Genomic DNA, 16,685 nt, shown 5'->3' with positions numbered 1-16,685 from the left:
GTGGACATGGATTCCAGCCGATCCAAACTGACCCTGACCCTGATTCTCATCGTCGGCGTGCTGACCGTCTGTCCGGTGGTCATGCTCGTGCTCGGCAGCTTTTCAGAAGGGCTGACGGCCTTCGGCAGCTTCACCGTACAGAAGTACGTGGACGCCTATACGGACCCGGCCCTGGCGCAGATCATCCTCAACACCGCGGTCTTCGTCCTCGGGTCGTCGACCCTGGCCACGGGCCTGGCCCTGTTTCTGGCCTACCTGAACAACCGCACGGACATCCCCTGCAAGTTCATGTTCCGGATCATCTCCATCATCCCGATGATGATCCCGCACATCCTCTTTTCCGTGAGTTGGGCGCTGCTCCTGAATCCGTCCAACGGGCTCATCAACCTGGTGCTCAAGCAGGCCTTTTTTCTCGATCATGCGCCGTTGAACATCTATTCCCTGTGGGGCATGATCCTGGTGGAGGGGCTTTTGGACCTGCCCATCGCCTACCTCATCATCGCGCCGGCCATGGCCTCCTTCGACGTGGCCCTGGAGGAGTCGTCCAAGGTCTGCGGCGCCGGGCCGTGGCGGACCCTGCTGCGCGTGACCCTGCCGGTGCTGCGGCCGGCCATCCTGGCGGCCTTCATCCTCGGCGTGGTCAGGAGCCTGGCGTCCTTCGCCGTGCCGTCGGTCATCGGCATGCCCGGCCGGGTCTACGTCCTGGCCACGCACCTCTATCAGATGATCGCCACGGGCTTCTCCACGGACTACGGCAAGGCCGCGGCCGTGGGCATGAGCGTCCTGGCCGCGTCCATCACGCTCATTTTCGTCTACCGCGCCCTGACGGCCGAGAGTGAGAAGTTCGTGACCATATCGAGCCGCGGGTACCGTCCCACGGTCATTCCCCTCAAGGCGGCCAGGTACCCGCTCTTCGCCGTGGTGGCGCTCCTGTCCTTCGTGCTCATCGTGCTGCCCGTGGCCGTGCTCGTCTACACCTCGCTGGTGCCGTACTCCATGGTGCCAAGCGTCCGGGCCTTCTCCCTCATGAGCTGGCGGCACTGGATAGAGGTCCTGAAGGACCCCATCTCCCTGCTGTCCCTGAAGAACAGCCTCTACCTCGGAGTGGGCGGGGCCACACTGGGCGTGGCCCTCTCGGTCTTCGTGGCCTACACCATCGTCAAGGTCCGGACCCGGGCCGCGGGCTTCCTCGAATCCCTGAGCTTTCTGTCCTTCTCCTTCCCCGGCATCGTCATCGGCGTGGGCTTCATGTGGTTCTTCGTGCGCACGCCGCTCTACGCCACCATCTGGGCCCTGCTCATCGGCTACATCGCCACCTACCTGCCCTACGGCATCCGCCCCCTGGCCAGCGCCTTCATCCAGGTCCACAGCCATCTGGAGGAGTCGTCCCTGGTCTGCGGCGCCAGCCGCATGACGACCATGCGCCGAATCATCATACCCCTTCTGGTGCCGGGCATGGTCTCGGGCTGGATTCTCATGGCCACCATGTTCGTGCGTGAGCTGACCCTGTCGGTGGTCCTGTCGAGGCCCGGCACGGAGGTCCTGGCCGTGCAGATCCTGCGTTTCGCCGAGGATGGGCTGTGGGGGCGTCTGTCGGCCCTGGGCATCATGATGATCTTCATCTCCACGGCCCTGGTGGTCCTGGCCACGTTGGTCGGAGCCAGGTTCAAGCCCGTGGAGAACGGCGGATAGGGCGCCGGACTGCGGCTGCAGAAAAAAGACGCCCGTCGCCTCGGCATTGTCCGGGACGACGGGCGTTATTCGTTGGAAACGCGAAGGCGGGCGGCTGTCTACAGCACCTTGGCCACGGCCGGGGCGATCTGGTCCAGGTCGTCGATGAGGTGGAAGCCCGAGTCGGCCATGGCGCGCAGCTTGGCCTCGATGCCGCCGGAGCCCTTTTCGAGGATTGCTCCGGCGTGGCCCAGGCGCTTGCCGGGAGGGGCCGTGCGGCCGGCGATGAAGCCGAAGACCGGGAGTTCGAAGCCCGTCTCCCGCATGTAGCGGCCCAGGTCCTCCTCGGCGCTGCCGCCGATCTCGCCCAGGATGACCACGGCCCTGGTCAGCGGGTCGTGGCGCACGAGCTTGCAGAGGTCCGTAAACGACATGCCGACGAAGGGGTCGCCGCCGATGCCCACGCACACGGACTGGCCGATGCCGGCGCGGGTCAGGCGGTCGACGCATTCGTAGGTCAGGGTGCCGCTGCGCGAGAACACGGCCACGGGGCCGGGGGTGAAGATGTCGCCGGGCATGATGCCGATCTTGGTGCGACCCGGCATGATGAGGCCTGGGCAGTTGGGGCCGATGACGCGCGTGGGGCCGCCCTTGAGGCGCTCCAGGGCGCGCAGCATGTCCAGCTGGGGGATGCCGTCGGTGATGCAGACCACCCAAGGCACGCCCGCGGCCGCCGCTTCGAGGACCGCGTCCGGGGCCAGGGCGCCGGGCACGAAGATGATGGAGGCGTCGATGCGCGTAGCCGCGGCCGCCTCGCGCACCGTGTCGAAGACCGGCACGCCCAGGACTTCGCTTCCGCCCTTGCCGGGCGTGACCCCGGCCACGACCTGCGAGCCGTATTCCTGCATGAGTCGACAGTGCAGTTGGCCCTGCTTGCCCGTCAGGCCCTGGACCAGGATGCGGCAGTCCGCGGGCAGGGGGAAGGGCGCGCTTTCGGCGCGGGGCCGCGCGGGGACCAGGGGGGCCGAGGACTCGACGCGCACCGGGGCGTGCACGGCCCCCTGCATGGCGCCCTTGAGTTTTTCCAGCTCGGCGCGGGCCGAGGAGAGGTCGGGGCAGAGGTGCAGGCCCCGCATGTCGGCCTCGCGCAGCAGGGCCAGGCCGTCGGCCGCGCCGTTGCCGGCGAAGCGGACCACGATGGGCTTGCGCGGCGGTTCGCCGCCCAGAGCTTCGAGCATGGAGCTGGCTACCTTGTGGCAGGACAGGATGCCGCCGAAGATGTTGATGAAGACCATGCCTACGCGCTCGTCGTCGAAAAGGATGTCCAGGGCCGTGCGCATGGCCGCGCTGTCTGCGCCGCCGCCCAGGTCCAGAAAGTTGGCGGCCTCCAGGCCCGAGTAGTTGAGGATGTCCATGCTGGCCATGGCCAGGCCTGCGCCGTTGACCATGAGGCCCACGAAGCCGTCGAGCTTGTGGTAGCTCAGGCCCGCTTCGCGGGAGCGGTTCTCCTCGGCGCTCAGGTGGGCGGGTTCGAAGAAGCGGTTCAGGGACGGGTCGATGCCCACGCGGTGTCCGTCGATCTCGACCTTGCCGTCCAGGGCCAGCAGTTCGTCGCCGTCGGTCACGACCAGCGGGTTGATCTCGGCCAGGAGCAGGCGGTGGCGCAGAGTCACGTCGAAAAGGGCGGTCAGGAGGCCGCCGAAGGGCTTCATGAGTTCCTTGGGCAGGCCGAGGTGGAAGAAGATGTTGCGGACCTGGTAGGGGGCGAGCCCCGCGTCGGGCATGGCGTGCTCGACGAGGATGGTCGCCGGGTCGCAGGCCTCGATGTCGACGCCGCCCGTGCGCCCGGCCGTGACGCAGAGACTGCGGCTCTGGCGGTCGAGAGTCACGGACAGGTACATCTCCCGGCTGAAGGCTGCCTTGGGCTCGACGCGCACCAGGCGCACCCGCTCCCCCTTGATGTCCAGGCAAAAGAGGCGTTCGAGCTCCGTTCGGGCCTGCTCCACGGTGTCGGCCAGGCGGATGCCCCCGGCCTTGCCGCGGCCGCCGCTCAGGACCTGGGACTTGAGGACCCAGGGCAGGGGGAAGGGGATGTCGGGGAGGCCGCCGGGCGCGAGAAGCACGCCGCGGGGGACCGGGATGCCGGATTCCTGGAAAAGCTGTTTGCTGCTGTGTTCGTTGAGCTTCATGACGCAGTCCTCGCATCGGCGGTTGTCAAATCCCATCCCTTGGACTATCACCGCGGGATGGCGCGCAGGGGGGCTTCCGGAAACGGGGCCCGGGGTTCCTCGATCTTTCAGGGGTGCATACCTGCCCTGTCTTTAAAATCAAGAAAAATCACAGCAAAAGACTATTTTTGCTCATGTAAGTCGTTAAAGATGCAACTAAACAGAACATTCATCACCTTTTGGTGCCTTTTGGCGCTGGCTGTTTGCCAGCCCCGTGCGGTCTCGGCGAGCTCGATCTCCGTCACGGACCTTGGCGTCGACAATGCGGCAGGCCAGGTTTCCGTGGGGTTCAGCATCGTGGTCAACGACATGGAGCCCCTCATGGAGGCCCTGAAGAACGGCGGGGACTACGAGGTGCGCTGCACGAGCAGGCTCTACCACCGCCGGGCCGGCTTCTGGGATTCCTTCCTGTCCGAATCCGGCTACACCTGCGTCATTTCCAGCAAGCCCATCGCCCGCGAATGCCAGGTCCACGACGGCCGAGGCACGCACACGTTTTCGTTCCAGGGCCTGCAGGACCAGCTCAACCGCTACTGGTCCCGCATATCCGTCCCCATGGGCAGCTGGGACATGATCGAGCGCGGTTCGGCCTACCGGGTGGTCATGACCTTCAAGGTCACGCGCACGAACATGCCCGCCTGGGTCAGCAAGCCGCTCTTTTTCGTCACCTGGGATCTCGTCCCCGAGATCGTGTATGAGTTCGATTTCGATTTCTGAATCCGTTCTGGGGGATCATGGATAACCCGTCGCGCCTCATTCCGGTCAAGGAGCGGCCCGCCCAGGAACGCCGCAAGCGGCAGCGGGAAATCACCCTGGCCGTCATCGCCATCTTCGTCATCGTCATCCTGACCTGGATCGAACTGCGCCTGCTGGGCGTCCACTCCTACCTCTTCTTCGCACTTTTCAACGTCAACCTGATCCTGCTCATCCTCGTCCTCTTCCTGGTCCTTCGAAACGTCATCAAGCTCATCCTCGACCGGCGAAGGCGCGTGCTGGGCTCTGGGCTCAGGGCGCGGCTGGTCCTCGTCTTCGTGACCCTCTCCATGGTCCCGACCTTCATCATGTTCATCCTGTCCATGTGGTTCGTGCAGACCTCGGTGGACTACTGGTTCCAGTCCCAGGTCGAGACGTCCATGGACCACGCCCTGGAGGTTGGTCAGGATTTCTACGCCGCGGCCGAGTCCGGGCTGGAGGCCAAGGCCCAGGGGATACTCGATCACCTGCGGGAGCGGCGCATTGCCTGGAACGCCAAGGGCGCTGACGAGGCCATGCGCGCCAAGGCGCGGGAGTACCGGCTGACTCTGGTGGGCCTTGTCTCGTCCACCCTGCAGGAGAGGAGCTGGCAGGCCGACGCGGTCTGGGACCAAGCGTGGCGCAAGGTCAAGGCCGAGGTGCCGTGGGACGACCTGTCCCGGAAGCCGTCCTACTGGGCGACGCTCCTGGCGCACCCGGACTCGGACCTCGTGGTAGGCGTCCTGCCGGTCGACGAGGCGGCTTCGGCCTATCTCGTCGTGGGCGCCGAGGTGGGGAAGGGGTTCCTGGAACGCCTGGAGCTCATCGCCAAGGGCGTGGGCGAGTACAAGCAGCTCCGCAGCCTCAAGTTTCCCCTGAAGATGACGCTCTACATGGTGCTCGGTCTCATGACCCTGCTCATCTTTCTCGGCGCGACCTGGTTCGGCTTCCGCCTGGCGCGGGAGATCAGCGCCCCTGTCCAGGCCCTGGCCGCGGGCACCCAGCGCATCGCGAAGGGCGACCTTTCGGTGCGCCTCATGGACGACTCGCGCGACGAACTCGGCCTGCTGGTCCAGTCCTTCAACAGCATGGCCGAGGACCTGGAGCAGAGCCGCCAGGGGCTGACCGAGGCCAACCGGCGCCTGCAGGAGCAGTATCAGGCCCTCATCGCCAAGAACCATTACGTGCAGGCCATTCTCGACAACATCACCTCCGGCGTGGTCTCCATCGACCGCGCGGGCCGGGTCACGACCATGAACCGTGCGGCCGAGGCCATTCTCGGCCTGGAGGGCGGAGGGCTCATCGGCAAGTCCGCCCTGGACATCCTCGGGCCCGAACACCGCAGCCTGGTGCAGGAGGTCAGCCAGCTCCTGACGAGCATCCCCGGCTCCCAGTGGCAGCGCCGGTTGGACCTGGAGGTCGACGGCGAGACCGTCAAGCTCCTGGTCAATGCCGTGGCCCTCATGGACAGCGAGGGGAGCGACTCTGGCATCGTCGCTGTCTTCGAGAACATCTCCGAGCTGGAGAAGATGCAGCGTCTGGACGCCTGGAAGGAGGTGGCCCGCCGCATCGCCCACGAGATCAAGAATCCGCTGACCCCCATCAAGCTCTCGGCCGAACGCCTGGAGCGCAAGTTCGGCCAGTCGGTGGAGGATCCCGTCTTCAGCCAGTGCACCGGGCTCATCGTCAGGCAGGTGGAGCACCTGCAGGAGATGGTCCGGGAGTTCTCGGCCTTCGCCAAGATGCCCGAAGTGAAGTTGGTGCGCGGCCAGATCGAGCCCATCCTGCGCGAGGCCGTGTCGGTCTTTGCCGAGAGCCATACGGCCATCCGCTGGGTCGTGCGGGTCGAGGACGTGCCGGCCGTCATGCTTGACCGCGAGGCCATGGGCCGCGCCTTCGCCAACATCCTCCTCAATGCCGCCGAGATCCTGGCGGGCCGGGAAGACGGCCGCGTGGAAACCGTCCTCTACTCCCGCAAGCGCAAGGGGCGGGTCTACATCGAGATCAGCGACAACGGGCCAGGCATCAAGCCCGAGGAGCAGTCGCGCATGTTCGAGCCCTACTATTCGACCAAACGCAGCGGCACGGGGCTGGGCCTGACCATCGTCAAGTCCATCGTCAACGACCATCACGGCCACATCCGTGTCAAACCCAACGAGCCCGCCGGCACGACCTTCGTCATCGAGTTGCCGTCGGCGCGCAGCGAGGCGTGATGAGCACCGCATCCATTCTCATCATCGACGACGAGAGGGACATCCGCGCGGCGCTGCGCGGCATTTTCGAGGACGAGGGCTGGCAGGTGTCCGAGGCCGGCAACGGGACCGAGGGCCTGGCCATGGCCCTGGACGGGGACTTCGACCTCATCTTCCTGGACATCTGGATGCCGGGCCTCGACGGCATGGGCGTGCTCGTGTCCATGCGCGAGAAGGGCGTGGACACTCCGGTCATCATGATCTCCGGCCACGGCAATATCGAGACCGCGGTCACGGCCCTGAAGAACGGGGCCTTCGACTTCATCGAGAAGCCGCTGTCCCTGGACGACACCCTGGTCGCTGCCGGCAAGGCCCTGGAGCTGTCCCGCCTCAAGCGCGAGAACCGGGAACTGCGCTCGCGCATCCGTCCCGAAGGCGTGCCGGTCATCATCGGCTCCTCGCCGGGCATCGTCCGGCTGCGTCAGCTCATCGAGCAGGTCGCGCCCACCGAGGCCTGGGTGCTCATCACCGGCGAGAACGGGACGGGCAAGGAGGTCGCGGCCAGGGCCATCCACGCGGCGAGCCGCCGCGCCGCCCGGGAGATGGTCTGCGTGAACTGCGCGGCCATCCCCGAGGAACTCATCGAAAGCGAGCTTTTCGGCCACGAGAAGGGCGCCTTCACCGGGGCCGACAAGGCGCGCAAGGGCAAGTTCGAACTGGCGGACAAGGGGACGCTCTTCCTGGACGAAATCGCCGACATGAGCCTCAAGACCCAGGCCAAGATCCTGCGCATCCTGCAGGAGCAGAAGTTCGAGCGCGTTGGCGGGACGAAGTCCTTCCGGGTGGACGTGCGGGTCATCGCGGCCACCAACAAGGACCTGGTCAGGGAGATGACCGAGGGGCGCTTCCGCCAGGACCTGTACTACCGCCTCAACGTCTTTCCCGTCACGGTCCCGGCCCTGCGCGAGCGGGCCGAGGACATCCCCGAGATGATCGGGCATTTTTCGCGGCTCATGATCGAGGAGCAGAGCCTGCAGCCCGTGCGCCTGGACAGCGAGGTCATGGACGCGCTCACGCGGTATGCGTGGCCGGGGAACGTGCGTGAGCTCAGAAACTTCGTGGAACGGATCTACATCCTCTACCAGGGGCGGGACGTGGACATCACCATGCTCCCGCCGGAATACCGCGCCGCCGCGGCCCGAGACGCCCTGGCCGAGGTGCCGGACGGGGTCACGGATTTCAAGGAGGCCCGCGCCCGGTTCGAGGAGGCCTTCCTGCGCCGGGGGCTGGCCCGCGCCGACGGCAACATCGCCCGCCTGGCCGAGGCCATCGGGCTGGAGCGGACATACCTCTACCGAAAACTCAAGACCTATGGCATCGGTATAGACGAAGGCCGTCAGAGGGACGGCCTCGGGAGGCAGTGATGGCGACGAATGACGGAAGCTCACGGGACGGGTCGGGCTGCGCCGAGTGCGCACGGCTCAGGGGGCGGATGGAGAGCCTGCTGGAGCATTTGCGCCAGGAGCTGGAATCGCCCATTTCCTCCATCCTCGGCGTGGCCGGCCTGCTGCAGAACTCGGGCCTGAGCGGCGAGCAGGCCGAATACCTGCGGGTCATCCGCGATGCCGCCGAGGGCATGGATCTGGTCCGCCGCAGCCTGGGCGACATGGCCTGGCAGGACACCCGGAGCGCCCTGGGCGGTGAGGCCGATTTCGACCTGCGCGTGCTGGTGCACGACCTGGCCGAGCTGTCGCGCATTCACGCCCGCCGCCGCAACATCCATTTCAAGGCCAATGTGGAGGATGAGGTGCCGAGCCTGGTCCGGGGTGTGCCGGGAATTGTGCGGCGCATCACCGGCGGGTTCCTGAACCGCGTACTGCATGCACCGGGCGGTTCGAACGTGTCCATGGGCCTCGGACTGGCCGAACGCGGGGAAGGGACGGTCACGGTGCGGCTGGAGGTGCGCGTCGACGCCCGGATCGAGCCCGATACCGAGTGCCAAGCCCTCAGCCGCGATCTCGCCGCCCAGCAGGACGGCTGTGCGGGGTTCGAAGCGGAAGCGGACTCCTGCGTGTTCTGGGCAACCTTCCGCCTGCCCGAGTTGCAGGCCAGGCCGTCGTCCTTCCCGCCGCCGCAGCCCATCGCCGGTCGCCGCATCCTGGCCGTGGACACGGACGCGACCTGGCGCGGGGTGCTCCGGGAATACTGCTACCTCTGGGAATGCCCCTTCCTCGAAGCCCCCGACGGCCAGGCCGCCCTGGAACTGCTGCGCGAAGCCGCGGCCCGTGACGAGGTTCCGGATTTCATCCTTGCGGGTTCGAACCTCGGCAGCATGGACATGGAGGGGTTCGCCGCGGCGATTCGCACGCATCCGGAACTGGCGGAGGCCAGGCTCGTGGCTCTGCCGTCCTCGGCCCGGCCGGGGGATGCGGCGCGCATGGAGGCCGCGGGTTTCGCCGCCTACCTGTCCCGGCCCGTGGAACAGTTCCGGCTGCGCGACGCCCTGTGCCTCATTCTGGGGGCCCGCGCCCTGGGGCGCAGCATCGGCCTTGTGACCCGCCACGTCGTGGCCGAGGAGCGCAAGCGGCGCAAGATCGTGCTGGTGGTCGACCCCGACCTCCAGAGCCGGGCGCTCATGGTGCGCAAGCTCGACCAGGGGGGCTATGCGCACCTCGAAGCGGGCTCCGGCGAGGAGGCGTTGCGCATGCTGCGCGACAACCCGTGCGCGCTCGTCTTTCTGGCACTGGACCTGCCCGGCATGTCCGGCCTCGACACGGCCAGGGTCATCCGCAACCCCGAAACGGGCGGGGACGTGCCGGTGATCGGCACGACGGCGCGGCTCGAGAGCGGCGACGCGGCCAGGTGCGCTTCGGCCGGCTTCAACGAGATCATGGTCAAGCCCGTGGACACCCAGGCCTTTTTCCGGGCCCTCGAAAAGTACGTCCAGCCCAACGAGCCCGGAAAGAGCGACTTCCGCGGCCAGGCCCTGGATGTGGAGCGTCTCCTTGAGCAGCTGGACCACGATCAGGTGCTGCTGGCCGACGTGTTGCAGACCTTTCTGCGGGAGGGGCGCACCAGGGTGGGAGAATTCCTGCAGGCTCTGGAGCAGGGGGATTTTCCCACGGCCGAGCAGAAGTCCAGCGCGCTGCGCGGAATGGCCGGGAACATCCGGGCCGAGGGCGTGCGCGTCCTGGCGGAGATGGCCGAGCAGGCCTGCCGCCGGTCCCGCGCCGACAAGGCGGCGTCCCTGGGGGAGGAGATCATGCAGGAGTTGTGGCGCGTGGAGCAGGCCGCGGCCCTGGTCTGACAGATCCAGGGATGGCATGCGTGCTCATTGCCGTTCATGAGGAAATGACCGCCGGAGTAATCCGGCACCATTCGAAGAGGTCCCGCCCGGCCCGCCGTGAATCATCCCGGCGGGCCGCCTGCGTTTACAGCCCGAGCTTCCCGCGCCTGTACCTGAACGTGTCCCGCGACACGTTCAGGAGCCTGGCGGCCTGGGACTCGTTCCCGTCGGCCAGGCCCAGGGCCTGCTCGTAGTAGTCACGCTCCAGCCGCTGCAGCAGGGCCGGCAGGTCCACGCCCGCCCCGGTCAGGGGCGTCATGCCGGTTGGTCCCTCATCGGGCGCGCAGCCGTCGCGCAGGCCAAGGTCCGCGGCGTCCAACTCCGGGCCGCAGGCCATGAGGGCGGCGCGTTCCATGATGTTGCGCAGTTCGCGTACGTTGCCGGTCCAGTCGTGGTGCAGCAGGGCTTGGCGGGCGGAGTCCGTCAGAGCCGTGAATTTCTTGCCGAATTTCTCGCCGTACTGGTGCAGGAAGAGCTTGGCCAGGGGCAGGATGTCCTCGCGGCGGCTGGCCAGGGACGGCACGCGGATGCGCACCACGGCCAGGCGGTAGAACAGGTCCTGCCGGAAGGTCCCGCGGGCGACCATGTCTTCCAGGTCGCGGTTGGTGGCCGCCAGGACGCGCGTGCGCACCGTGCGCTTGGCCGTTGAGCCCAGGGGGTAGAACTCGCCGTGCTGCAGGAAGCGCAGGAGCTTGGCCTGGGCGCTGGGCGGCAGTTCGCCTATCTCGTCCAAAAACAGCGTGCCGCCGGCGGCCTCCTCCACGAGCCCGGCCTTGCCCTTCTTGCCGGCGCCGCTGAAGGCCCCCGGCGCGTACCCGAACAGTTCGCTCTCGATGAGCTCCCCCGGCATGGCCGCGCAGTTGACCGTGACCAGCGGCCCACGAAAATTGGGGCTGCGGTGGTGGATGGAGCTGGCCACGAGCTCCTTGCCCGTGCCCGTGGCGCCTTCGATGAGGACCGGAGTGTCGGGGCTGACCGCGACCTTGGCCACGGTCTGCACCACGTCCGTCAGGGCTTCGCTCTCGGCCACGAAGAAGGGGATCTGCTCGCGCAGGGCCTTGTCCTGCAGCTCCCGGATCTCCTTGCCCAGGCGGATGGAGCTGCCGGCGCGCTCCAGGCAGAGCTTGAGGGCGTCCATGCGCAGGGGTTTGACCAGATAGTCGAAGGCGCCGCGCTTCATGGCCGAGATGACCGTGTCCAGGTCCTCGAAGGCCGTGATCATGACAACGGCCGCGTGGGGCGTCAGCCTGCGGATGCCGTCCAGCACGTCCAGGCCGCTCACGTCCGGCAGGCCGATGTCGAGGAGCACCAGGTCCGGGTTCAGGCCCGCCAGGTCGGCCAGGGCCTCCTTGCCCGTGGCCCGGGTGGAGACGTCGTACCGGCGGCCGAGGGTCATGGACAGGCTGTCGCGGATGGACTCCTCGTCGTCGATGATGAGCAGGGAATAGTTCATGGGTGCTCCGGGGCCGGAAGGGGGAATTCCAGCCTGAATTCGGCCCCGCCCAGGGGGCTCTCGGCCACGCGGATGACGCCGCGGTGGTCGGCGACGATGCGCTGCACGATGGACAGGCCGATGCCCGTGCCGTCGCTGGCCGTGGTGAAGAAGGGATCGAAGACGCGCTCCCGGTCGGCCTTGGCGATGCCCGGCCCCGTGTCGCCGATGGTCAGCAGGACATGGTCCTCGGCCGCGTCGATGCGGATCTCGACGCGTTTTTCGCCGTCGCCCAGGCGCACGGCACGGGCGGCGTTGTCGACGATGTTGACCACGGCCTGTTCGAGCTGCATGCGGTCGCCGCGGATCATGGGGGCCGGGTCGAAGCGCGTGACCACATCCACGCCGGCCTTGCGCAGGGTCGGGGCCAGCAGGCCCAGGGCCTCCTGCACGGGGGCCGACAGGTCCAGGAGCTCCAGGCGGGGCGTGCCCGGCTTGGAGAAGTCCAGCACGCGGCGGATGACGGACTCCATCTTGCCGGCGGCCTTGCGGATCTTTTCGATGGTCGAGCGCAGCACGCCGGCCGGGCCGTCTTCGGTCAGCTCGGCGCAGATCTCGTCCATGGCGTAGAGGTAGGCGTGGATGCCCGTCAGGGGGTTGCGGATCTCGTGGGCGATGCCGGCGGCCATGCGGCCCAGGGAGTTGATCTTGTCCAGGAGCATGATCTGCCTGGCCATGCGTCGCGAGGCCGTGACGTCGGCCATGAACACGGCCACGCGCGTGACGCGGCCCGCGTCGTCGAAGACGGGGTAGATGTGCAGGTCCAGGTCCTCGTCCTGACCGTATTCCGCGATGGAGCCCGCCTCGCCGCCGGCGAAGACGGCGTCCACGGCCTGCCGCAGGCGCGCGCAGCGCTCGGGGGGCAGGATGTCGAACAGGGACTGGCCGATGAGGGACTCGCGGATGGTCCCCAGGCGCGAGGCGCCGGTGTCGTTGATGTCGAGGAGGATGCCTGCCTGGTCCATGAGCAGCAGGGTCTCGGTGGGAGCGTTGATGAGGGCGCGGGCCTTGGCCTCGCGGTCGCGGATCTGGGCCTCGGCCAGACGGCGCTGCTCGACCTCGAAGAGCAGGTCGCTGGTGCGGCGTTCGACTTCTATCTCCAGGCGCGCCCGTGCTTTGCGCAGGTCGCCTTCGGCGCGGATGCGCTCGCCGACCTCCCGCTCGAGTTCGTCGTTGGCCGCCCGCAGGTGCCCGGTGCGGGCCCTGACCGCCTCCTCCAGCTGCTCCTTGTGGCGGCGCAGCACCTCTTGGGCCTCCTGGCGGCGGCGGATGGCGCTGACGAGCATGGCCACGGCGGCCAGGAGCACGGCCACGCCGACCGTGGCCGTCCAGATGTAGCGCTTGTCGATCTGGTAGAAGCGCGCCGGTTGGTTCAGGATCTGGCTGCCCTCGGGCAGCAGGGATTCGGCGATGCCGAACCGCCGCAGCTGGATGTAGTCGAAGATGAAGCGCGACGGGGTCTGCGTGTCTACGGGGATGGAGTCCGGGTCGGTCCCGTTCAGGACGCGCATGGCCAGTCGGGCCACGCGTTCGCCCTCGGCCCGGCCCTCGACCATCCGTCCGCCCACGCAGCCCGTGCCCATCTCGAAGTCCCAAAAGCCGTAGATGGGCACCTTGGCGTAGGTCGAGAGGAAGAGGTTCTTGCCGCGGTAGTCCACCAGCACGCCTTCCTCGTTGCGCATGACGCCGTGCACGAAGATGATCTGCCCGGGCCCCAGCTGCGCCAGGCGGGTGCGCAGTTCCTGGGCCGGCAGGTTGTTCCAGTAGGTGAAGCGGATGCCGGGGAACTGCGCCTCCAGGGCGCGCAGGGACTGGTCCGTGAGCAGGTCGGTGATGGACTGGTCCGCGCCGATGACCACGAACTCGCGCGTCCCAGGGTGCAGGCCCAGGGCCGTGCGCATGGTTTCGGCGAAGGGCGGGTTTTCGGCCAGGCCCGTGATGCGGGTCTGACCGCGCAGCTGCTCGGGGCGGAAGTCGTTGACCCCGCAGAAGACCACGGGCGCGCCGCGGAAGATGCTGTCGCGGTATTCGAGGACGAAGTTCAGGGCGTCGTTGTCCGTGGTCACGATGAGGTTGAAGACGCTCTCGGACAATTTGTGCCCCAGCAGGGCGGCTTGCAGGGACAGGTAGGACGTGTCGGTGTTGCGCTTGGTGTCCAGGTACTCGACCCACAGCAGGGCCTGGGGCATTTCGGCGCGGAAGGTCTCCTGGATGCCGGTGTTGAGGGTGTCGGTCCAGGACAGGCCAGGATGGTAGGAGTGCAGCAGGAGCACGTTCTGCGATCTGGCCTGCGCGGGGGCGGTGGCCAGAAACAGCAGCAGGGACAGCAGGACGGGGAGGATGACACGCGGCATGTTGCGGGTGTATGCCCAAACGGCGCGGCATTCAAGCCCGTGCGCGAACGTCCTTGACAGGGGTGGGAGTTGGGAATAACGGTCTGTGTTTCCTTGCTCGCTCGAAGTGAATGGGCGGGCTACCACCCACAAGGAGGATTCTGTAATGACCAGGTACGAGGAACTGCTCCTGCTCAGCCCGGAGCTCGGCACCGATGAGTGCCGCGAGATCATCAACAACCTGAGCGCCGTTGTCGAACGCGAGGGCGGAAGCGTCCTGAAGATCGACGACTGGGGCGTCAAGGATACGGCCTACCCGGTGCGCAAGTTCAACCGCGGCCGGTACATCCGCATGGAAATGAGCATGCCCGGCAAGGCTGTGGCCGAACTGGAGCGCAACGTGCGCATCGCCGACGGCGTGTTCAAATTCATCACCGTGAAGCTCGCCGACACCCCCGTCGAGACCATCGAGGAGGCCTAAGATGTCTTTCAAGAAGAAGTTCGCACCCCGGAGAAAGTACTGCCGTTTCTGCGAGAACCCCGAGATTCCACTCGATTACAAGCACCCCGAGATCCTGAAGGACTTCGTGACCGATCGCGGCAAGATCATCGCCAGCCGCATCACCGGATCCTGCGCCAAGCACCAGCGGGCCATCACCCGCGAGGTCAAGCGCGCACGTCAGATGGCGCTGTTGTTCTACACGGCCACCCACAGCACGGACGTGCTCAAAAAATCCAGAGTCTAGGAGAGTAGGTCATGAAGGTCATTTTGCGAGCAGACGTGGATAATCTGGGCCGCCTCGGCGACATCGTCGCCGTCAAGCCCGGTTACGGCAGAAATTACCTCTTGCCGCAGGGTCTGGCTTCCCTGGCGACTCCCGGCAACCTGAAGGTCTTCGAGCAGGAGCGCCGCAAGCTGCAGGCCATGAACGACGCCGTCAAGGCCGACGCTTCCGCCCTGGCAGCCAAGATCGAGGCCGCCAAGGTGGTCATCGAAGTGCGCACGGGCGACGGCGACAAGCTTTACGGCTCCGTCACCTCCCCCCAGATCGCGGCCATCCTGGCCGAGCAGGGCGTCGACGTGGATCGCCGCAAGATCCAGCTCGACGAGGGCATTCGCTCCCTGGGCGAGTACATCATTGAAGTGAAGCTGCACCCCGAGGTCGTGGCCAAGCTCACCGTGAACGTCATCAAGCACGGCAAGGCCGAGCAGGTGACCGAAGCCGCGGTGGAGACCGATGCAACCGAAGAAGCCGCCGCAGAATAAGTTCGGGCAGCGCCTCGGAACGCAAATCCAACCGGAAGAGGCCTTGCAAAAGGCCTCTTCTGATTTGTTGCGCCGTATACCCCCGCACAACACCGAAGCCGAGCAGGCCGTGCTGGGCGGGGTTTTTCTGCGCAACGACATCTTTCACACCCTGGTCGACGTCATCTCCGACGAGGACTTCTACTCGCCGGTCCACAAGACCATCTATCAGGCTTTCCAGGAGCTCTACCGCCGCCGTGAGCCGGCCGACCTGGTCACCGTGGCGGAACACCTCAAGACCCGCGGCCAGCTCGACGAGGTCGGTGGCACAGTCTACCTGGCCTCCCTGGCCGAGTCCGTGGCCTCGGCATCCAACGCCGTGTACCACGCCCAGATCGTGCGGGACAAGGCCGTGCGCCGGCGGCTCATCCAGACCTCCTCGGAGATCCTGACCAGCTGCTTCGAGGCCGGCGAGGAGACCGAATCCCTCCTGGACCAGGCCGAACAGCAGATCTTCTCCATCGCCGAGTCCAAGGGCAAGCCCGTCTTCACGAGCAGCAAGGACCTGGTCCAGCGCGTCTTCGAACAGCTCGAGACGCGTGCCGGGCAGGGCGAGCTGGTGACCGGCGTGCCCACGAGCTACACGGATTTCGACCACATGACCGCGGGCCTGCAGAAGTCGGACCTCATCATCCTGGCCGCCCGCCCGTCCATGGGCAAGACGGCCCTGGCCCTGAACATGGGCATGCGCGCGGCCATCCGCCACGACGTGCCCGTGGCCGTCTTCTCCCTGGAAATGTCCATGGACCAGCTCATGATGCGCCTGCTGGGCTGCCACGGCCGCGTGGACCTGAGCCGCCTGCGCAGCGGCTATCTGAACGACGAGGACTGGAGCCGCCTCTACCAGGCCGCTGACGACCTGTCGCGGGCGCCCATCTACATCGACGACACGCCGGCCCTCTCGACCATGGAGATCCGGGCCCGCAGCCGCCGCCTCAAGGCCGAGAAGGGCGTGGGCCTCATCATCGTCGACTACCTCCAGCTCATGCGCTCCAGCCACAAGAGCGATTCGCGCGAGCAGGAGATCTCGGACATTTCCCGGAACCTGAAGGCCCTGGCCAAGGAGCTGGAAGTCCCGGTCATCGCCCTGTCGCAGCTCAACCGCAAGGTCGAGGAGCGCTCGGACAAGCGTCCCATGATCTCGGACCTGCGCGAGTCCGGCGCCATCGAGCAGGACGCCGACGTCATCGTCTTCATCTACCGCGACGCGGCCTACAACAAGGCCGAGGACAACCCGAACAAGAACATCGCCGAGATCATCATCGGCAAGCAGCGCAACGGCCCCGTCGGCATGCTGCGCCTGGCTTATTTCGGCCAGTACACCGTGTTCGAAAACCTCACGGAAGTGGGACTGCCGTCCGAGGACGGCGGCGCGTACTGACCTT

General features: G+C 66.9%; 12 protein-coding genes. 9 read left to right on the top strand and 3 right to left on the bottom strand.

What is annotated here, in order from left to right; all coding sequences use genetic code 11:
* Positions 1–6: 6 nt before the first annotated feature.
* Positions 7–1,692, top strand: coding sequence for an ABC transporter permease (locus ACYQ3G_RS12200; protein WP_459826091.1), 1,686 nt, complete (start codon positions 7–9; stop codon positions 1,690–1,692).
* Between the two features lie 98 nt (positions 1,693–1,790).
* On the opposite strand, the gene sucD is transcribed toward ACYQ3G_RS12200, so the two are convergent.
* The gene (gene sucD, locus ACYQ3G_RS12195; RefSeq protein WP_459826090.1) at positions 1,791–3,860 is read right to left on the bottom strand and encodes a succinate--CoA ligase subunit alpha; all 2,070 of its coding nucleotides are present in this window, start codon (positions 3,858–3,860) and stop codon (positions 1,791–1,793) included.
* Positions 3,861–3,917: 57 nt separating this feature from the next.
* Here sucD and ACYQ3G_RS12190 point away from each other — a divergent pair, with 57 nt between their 5' ends.
* The 4 genes from ACYQ3G_RS12190 to ACYQ3G_RS12175 are packed head-to-tail and all read left to right on the top strand — an operon-like array spanning position 3,918 to position 10,130.
* The gene (locus ACYQ3G_RS12190) at positions 3,918–4,616 is read left to right on the top strand and encodes a DUF4390 domain-containing protein (protein WP_459826089.1); all 699 of its coding nucleotides are present in this window, start codon (positions 3,918–3,920) and stop codon (positions 4,614–4,616) included.
* Between the two features lie 17 nt (positions 4,617–4,633).
* Positions 4,634–6,844, top strand: a complete 2,211-nt coding sequence (locus ACYQ3G_RS12185; protein WP_459826088.1) for a sensor histidine kinase — start codon at positions 4,634–4,636, stop codon at positions 6,842–6,844.
* Complete coding sequence (locus ACYQ3G_RS12180) at positions 6,844–8,247, top strand: sigma-54-dependent transcriptional regulator (protein ID WP_459826087.1); 1,404 nt, start codon at positions 6,844–6,846, stop codon at positions 8,245–8,247. The genes ACYQ3G_RS12185 and ACYQ3G_RS12180 overlap by 1 nt, the downstream gene beginning before the upstream one ends.
* Positions 8,247–10,130 carry an ATP-binding response regulator gene (locus ACYQ3G_RS12175; protein WP_459826086.1) on the top strand — a complete coding sequence of 628 codons (1,884 nt, stop codon included), beginning with the start codon at positions 8,247–8,249 and terminating at the stop codon, positions 10,128–10,130. Before ACYQ3G_RS12180 ends, ACYQ3G_RS12175 begins: the two co-directional genes overlap by 1 nt.
* Positions 10,131–10,254: 124 nt before the next feature.
* Here the strand turns inward: ACYQ3G_RS12175 and ACYQ3G_RS12170 are convergent, their stop codons facing one another.
* Both ACYQ3G_RS12170 and ACYQ3G_RS12165 read right to left on the bottom strand, forming a co-directional pair.
* Positions 10,255–11,622 carry a sigma-54-dependent transcriptional regulator gene (locus ACYQ3G_RS12170; protein WP_459826085.1) on the bottom strand — a complete coding sequence of 456 codons (1,368 nt, stop codon included), beginning with the start codon at positions 11,620–11,622 and terminating at the stop codon, positions 10,255–10,257.
* On the bottom strand, positions 11,619–14,015 hold the full coding sequence (locus tag ACYQ3G_RS12165; protein WP_459826084.1) for an ATP-binding protein: 2,397 nt from the start codon (positions 14,013–14,015) through the stop codon (positions 11,619–11,621). Before ACYQ3G_RS12165 ends, ACYQ3G_RS12170 begins: the two co-directional genes overlap by 4 nt.
* A gap of 145 nt (positions 14,016–14,160) precedes the next feature.
* On the opposite strand from ACYQ3G_RS12165, the gene rpsF reads away from it, so the two are divergent.
* The 4 genes from rpsF to dnaB are packed head-to-tail and all read left to right on the top strand — an operon-like array spanning position 14,161 to position 16,681.
* Positions 14,161–14,475, top strand: a complete 315-nt coding sequence (rpsF, locus tag ACYQ3G_RS12160; protein WP_459826083.1) for a 30S ribosomal protein S6 — start codon at positions 14,161–14,163, stop codon at positions 14,473–14,475.
* Position 14,476: 1 nt separating this feature from the next.
* Positions 14,477–14,740, top strand: a complete 264-nt coding sequence (gene rpsR, locus ACYQ3G_RS12155) for a 30S ribosomal protein S18 (RefSeq protein WP_028576140.1) — start codon at positions 14,477–14,479, stop codon at positions 14,738–14,740.
* Positions 14,741–14,751: 11 nt separating this feature from the next.
* The gene (gene rplI, locus ACYQ3G_RS12150; RefSeq protein ID WP_028576141.1) at positions 14,752–15,261 is read left to right on the top strand and encodes a 50S ribosomal protein L9; all 510 of its coding nucleotides are present in this window, start codon (positions 14,752–14,754) and stop codon (positions 15,259–15,261) included.
* Positions 15,233–16,681 carry a replicative DNA helicase gene (dnaB, locus tag ACYQ3G_RS12145; protein WP_459826082.1) on the top strand — a complete coding sequence of 483 codons (1,449 nt, stop codon included), beginning with the start codon at positions 15,233–15,235 and terminating at the stop codon, positions 16,679–16,681. The genes rplI and dnaB overlap by 29 nt, the downstream gene beginning before the upstream one ends.
* Positions 16,682–16,685 lie beyond the last annotated feature (4 nt).

The organism is Desulfomicrobium salsuginis (assembly GCF_054657795.1).
Note: the sequence above shows the minus strand (reverse complement) of the source record. Positions and strands in the feature narration are given on the sequence as shown.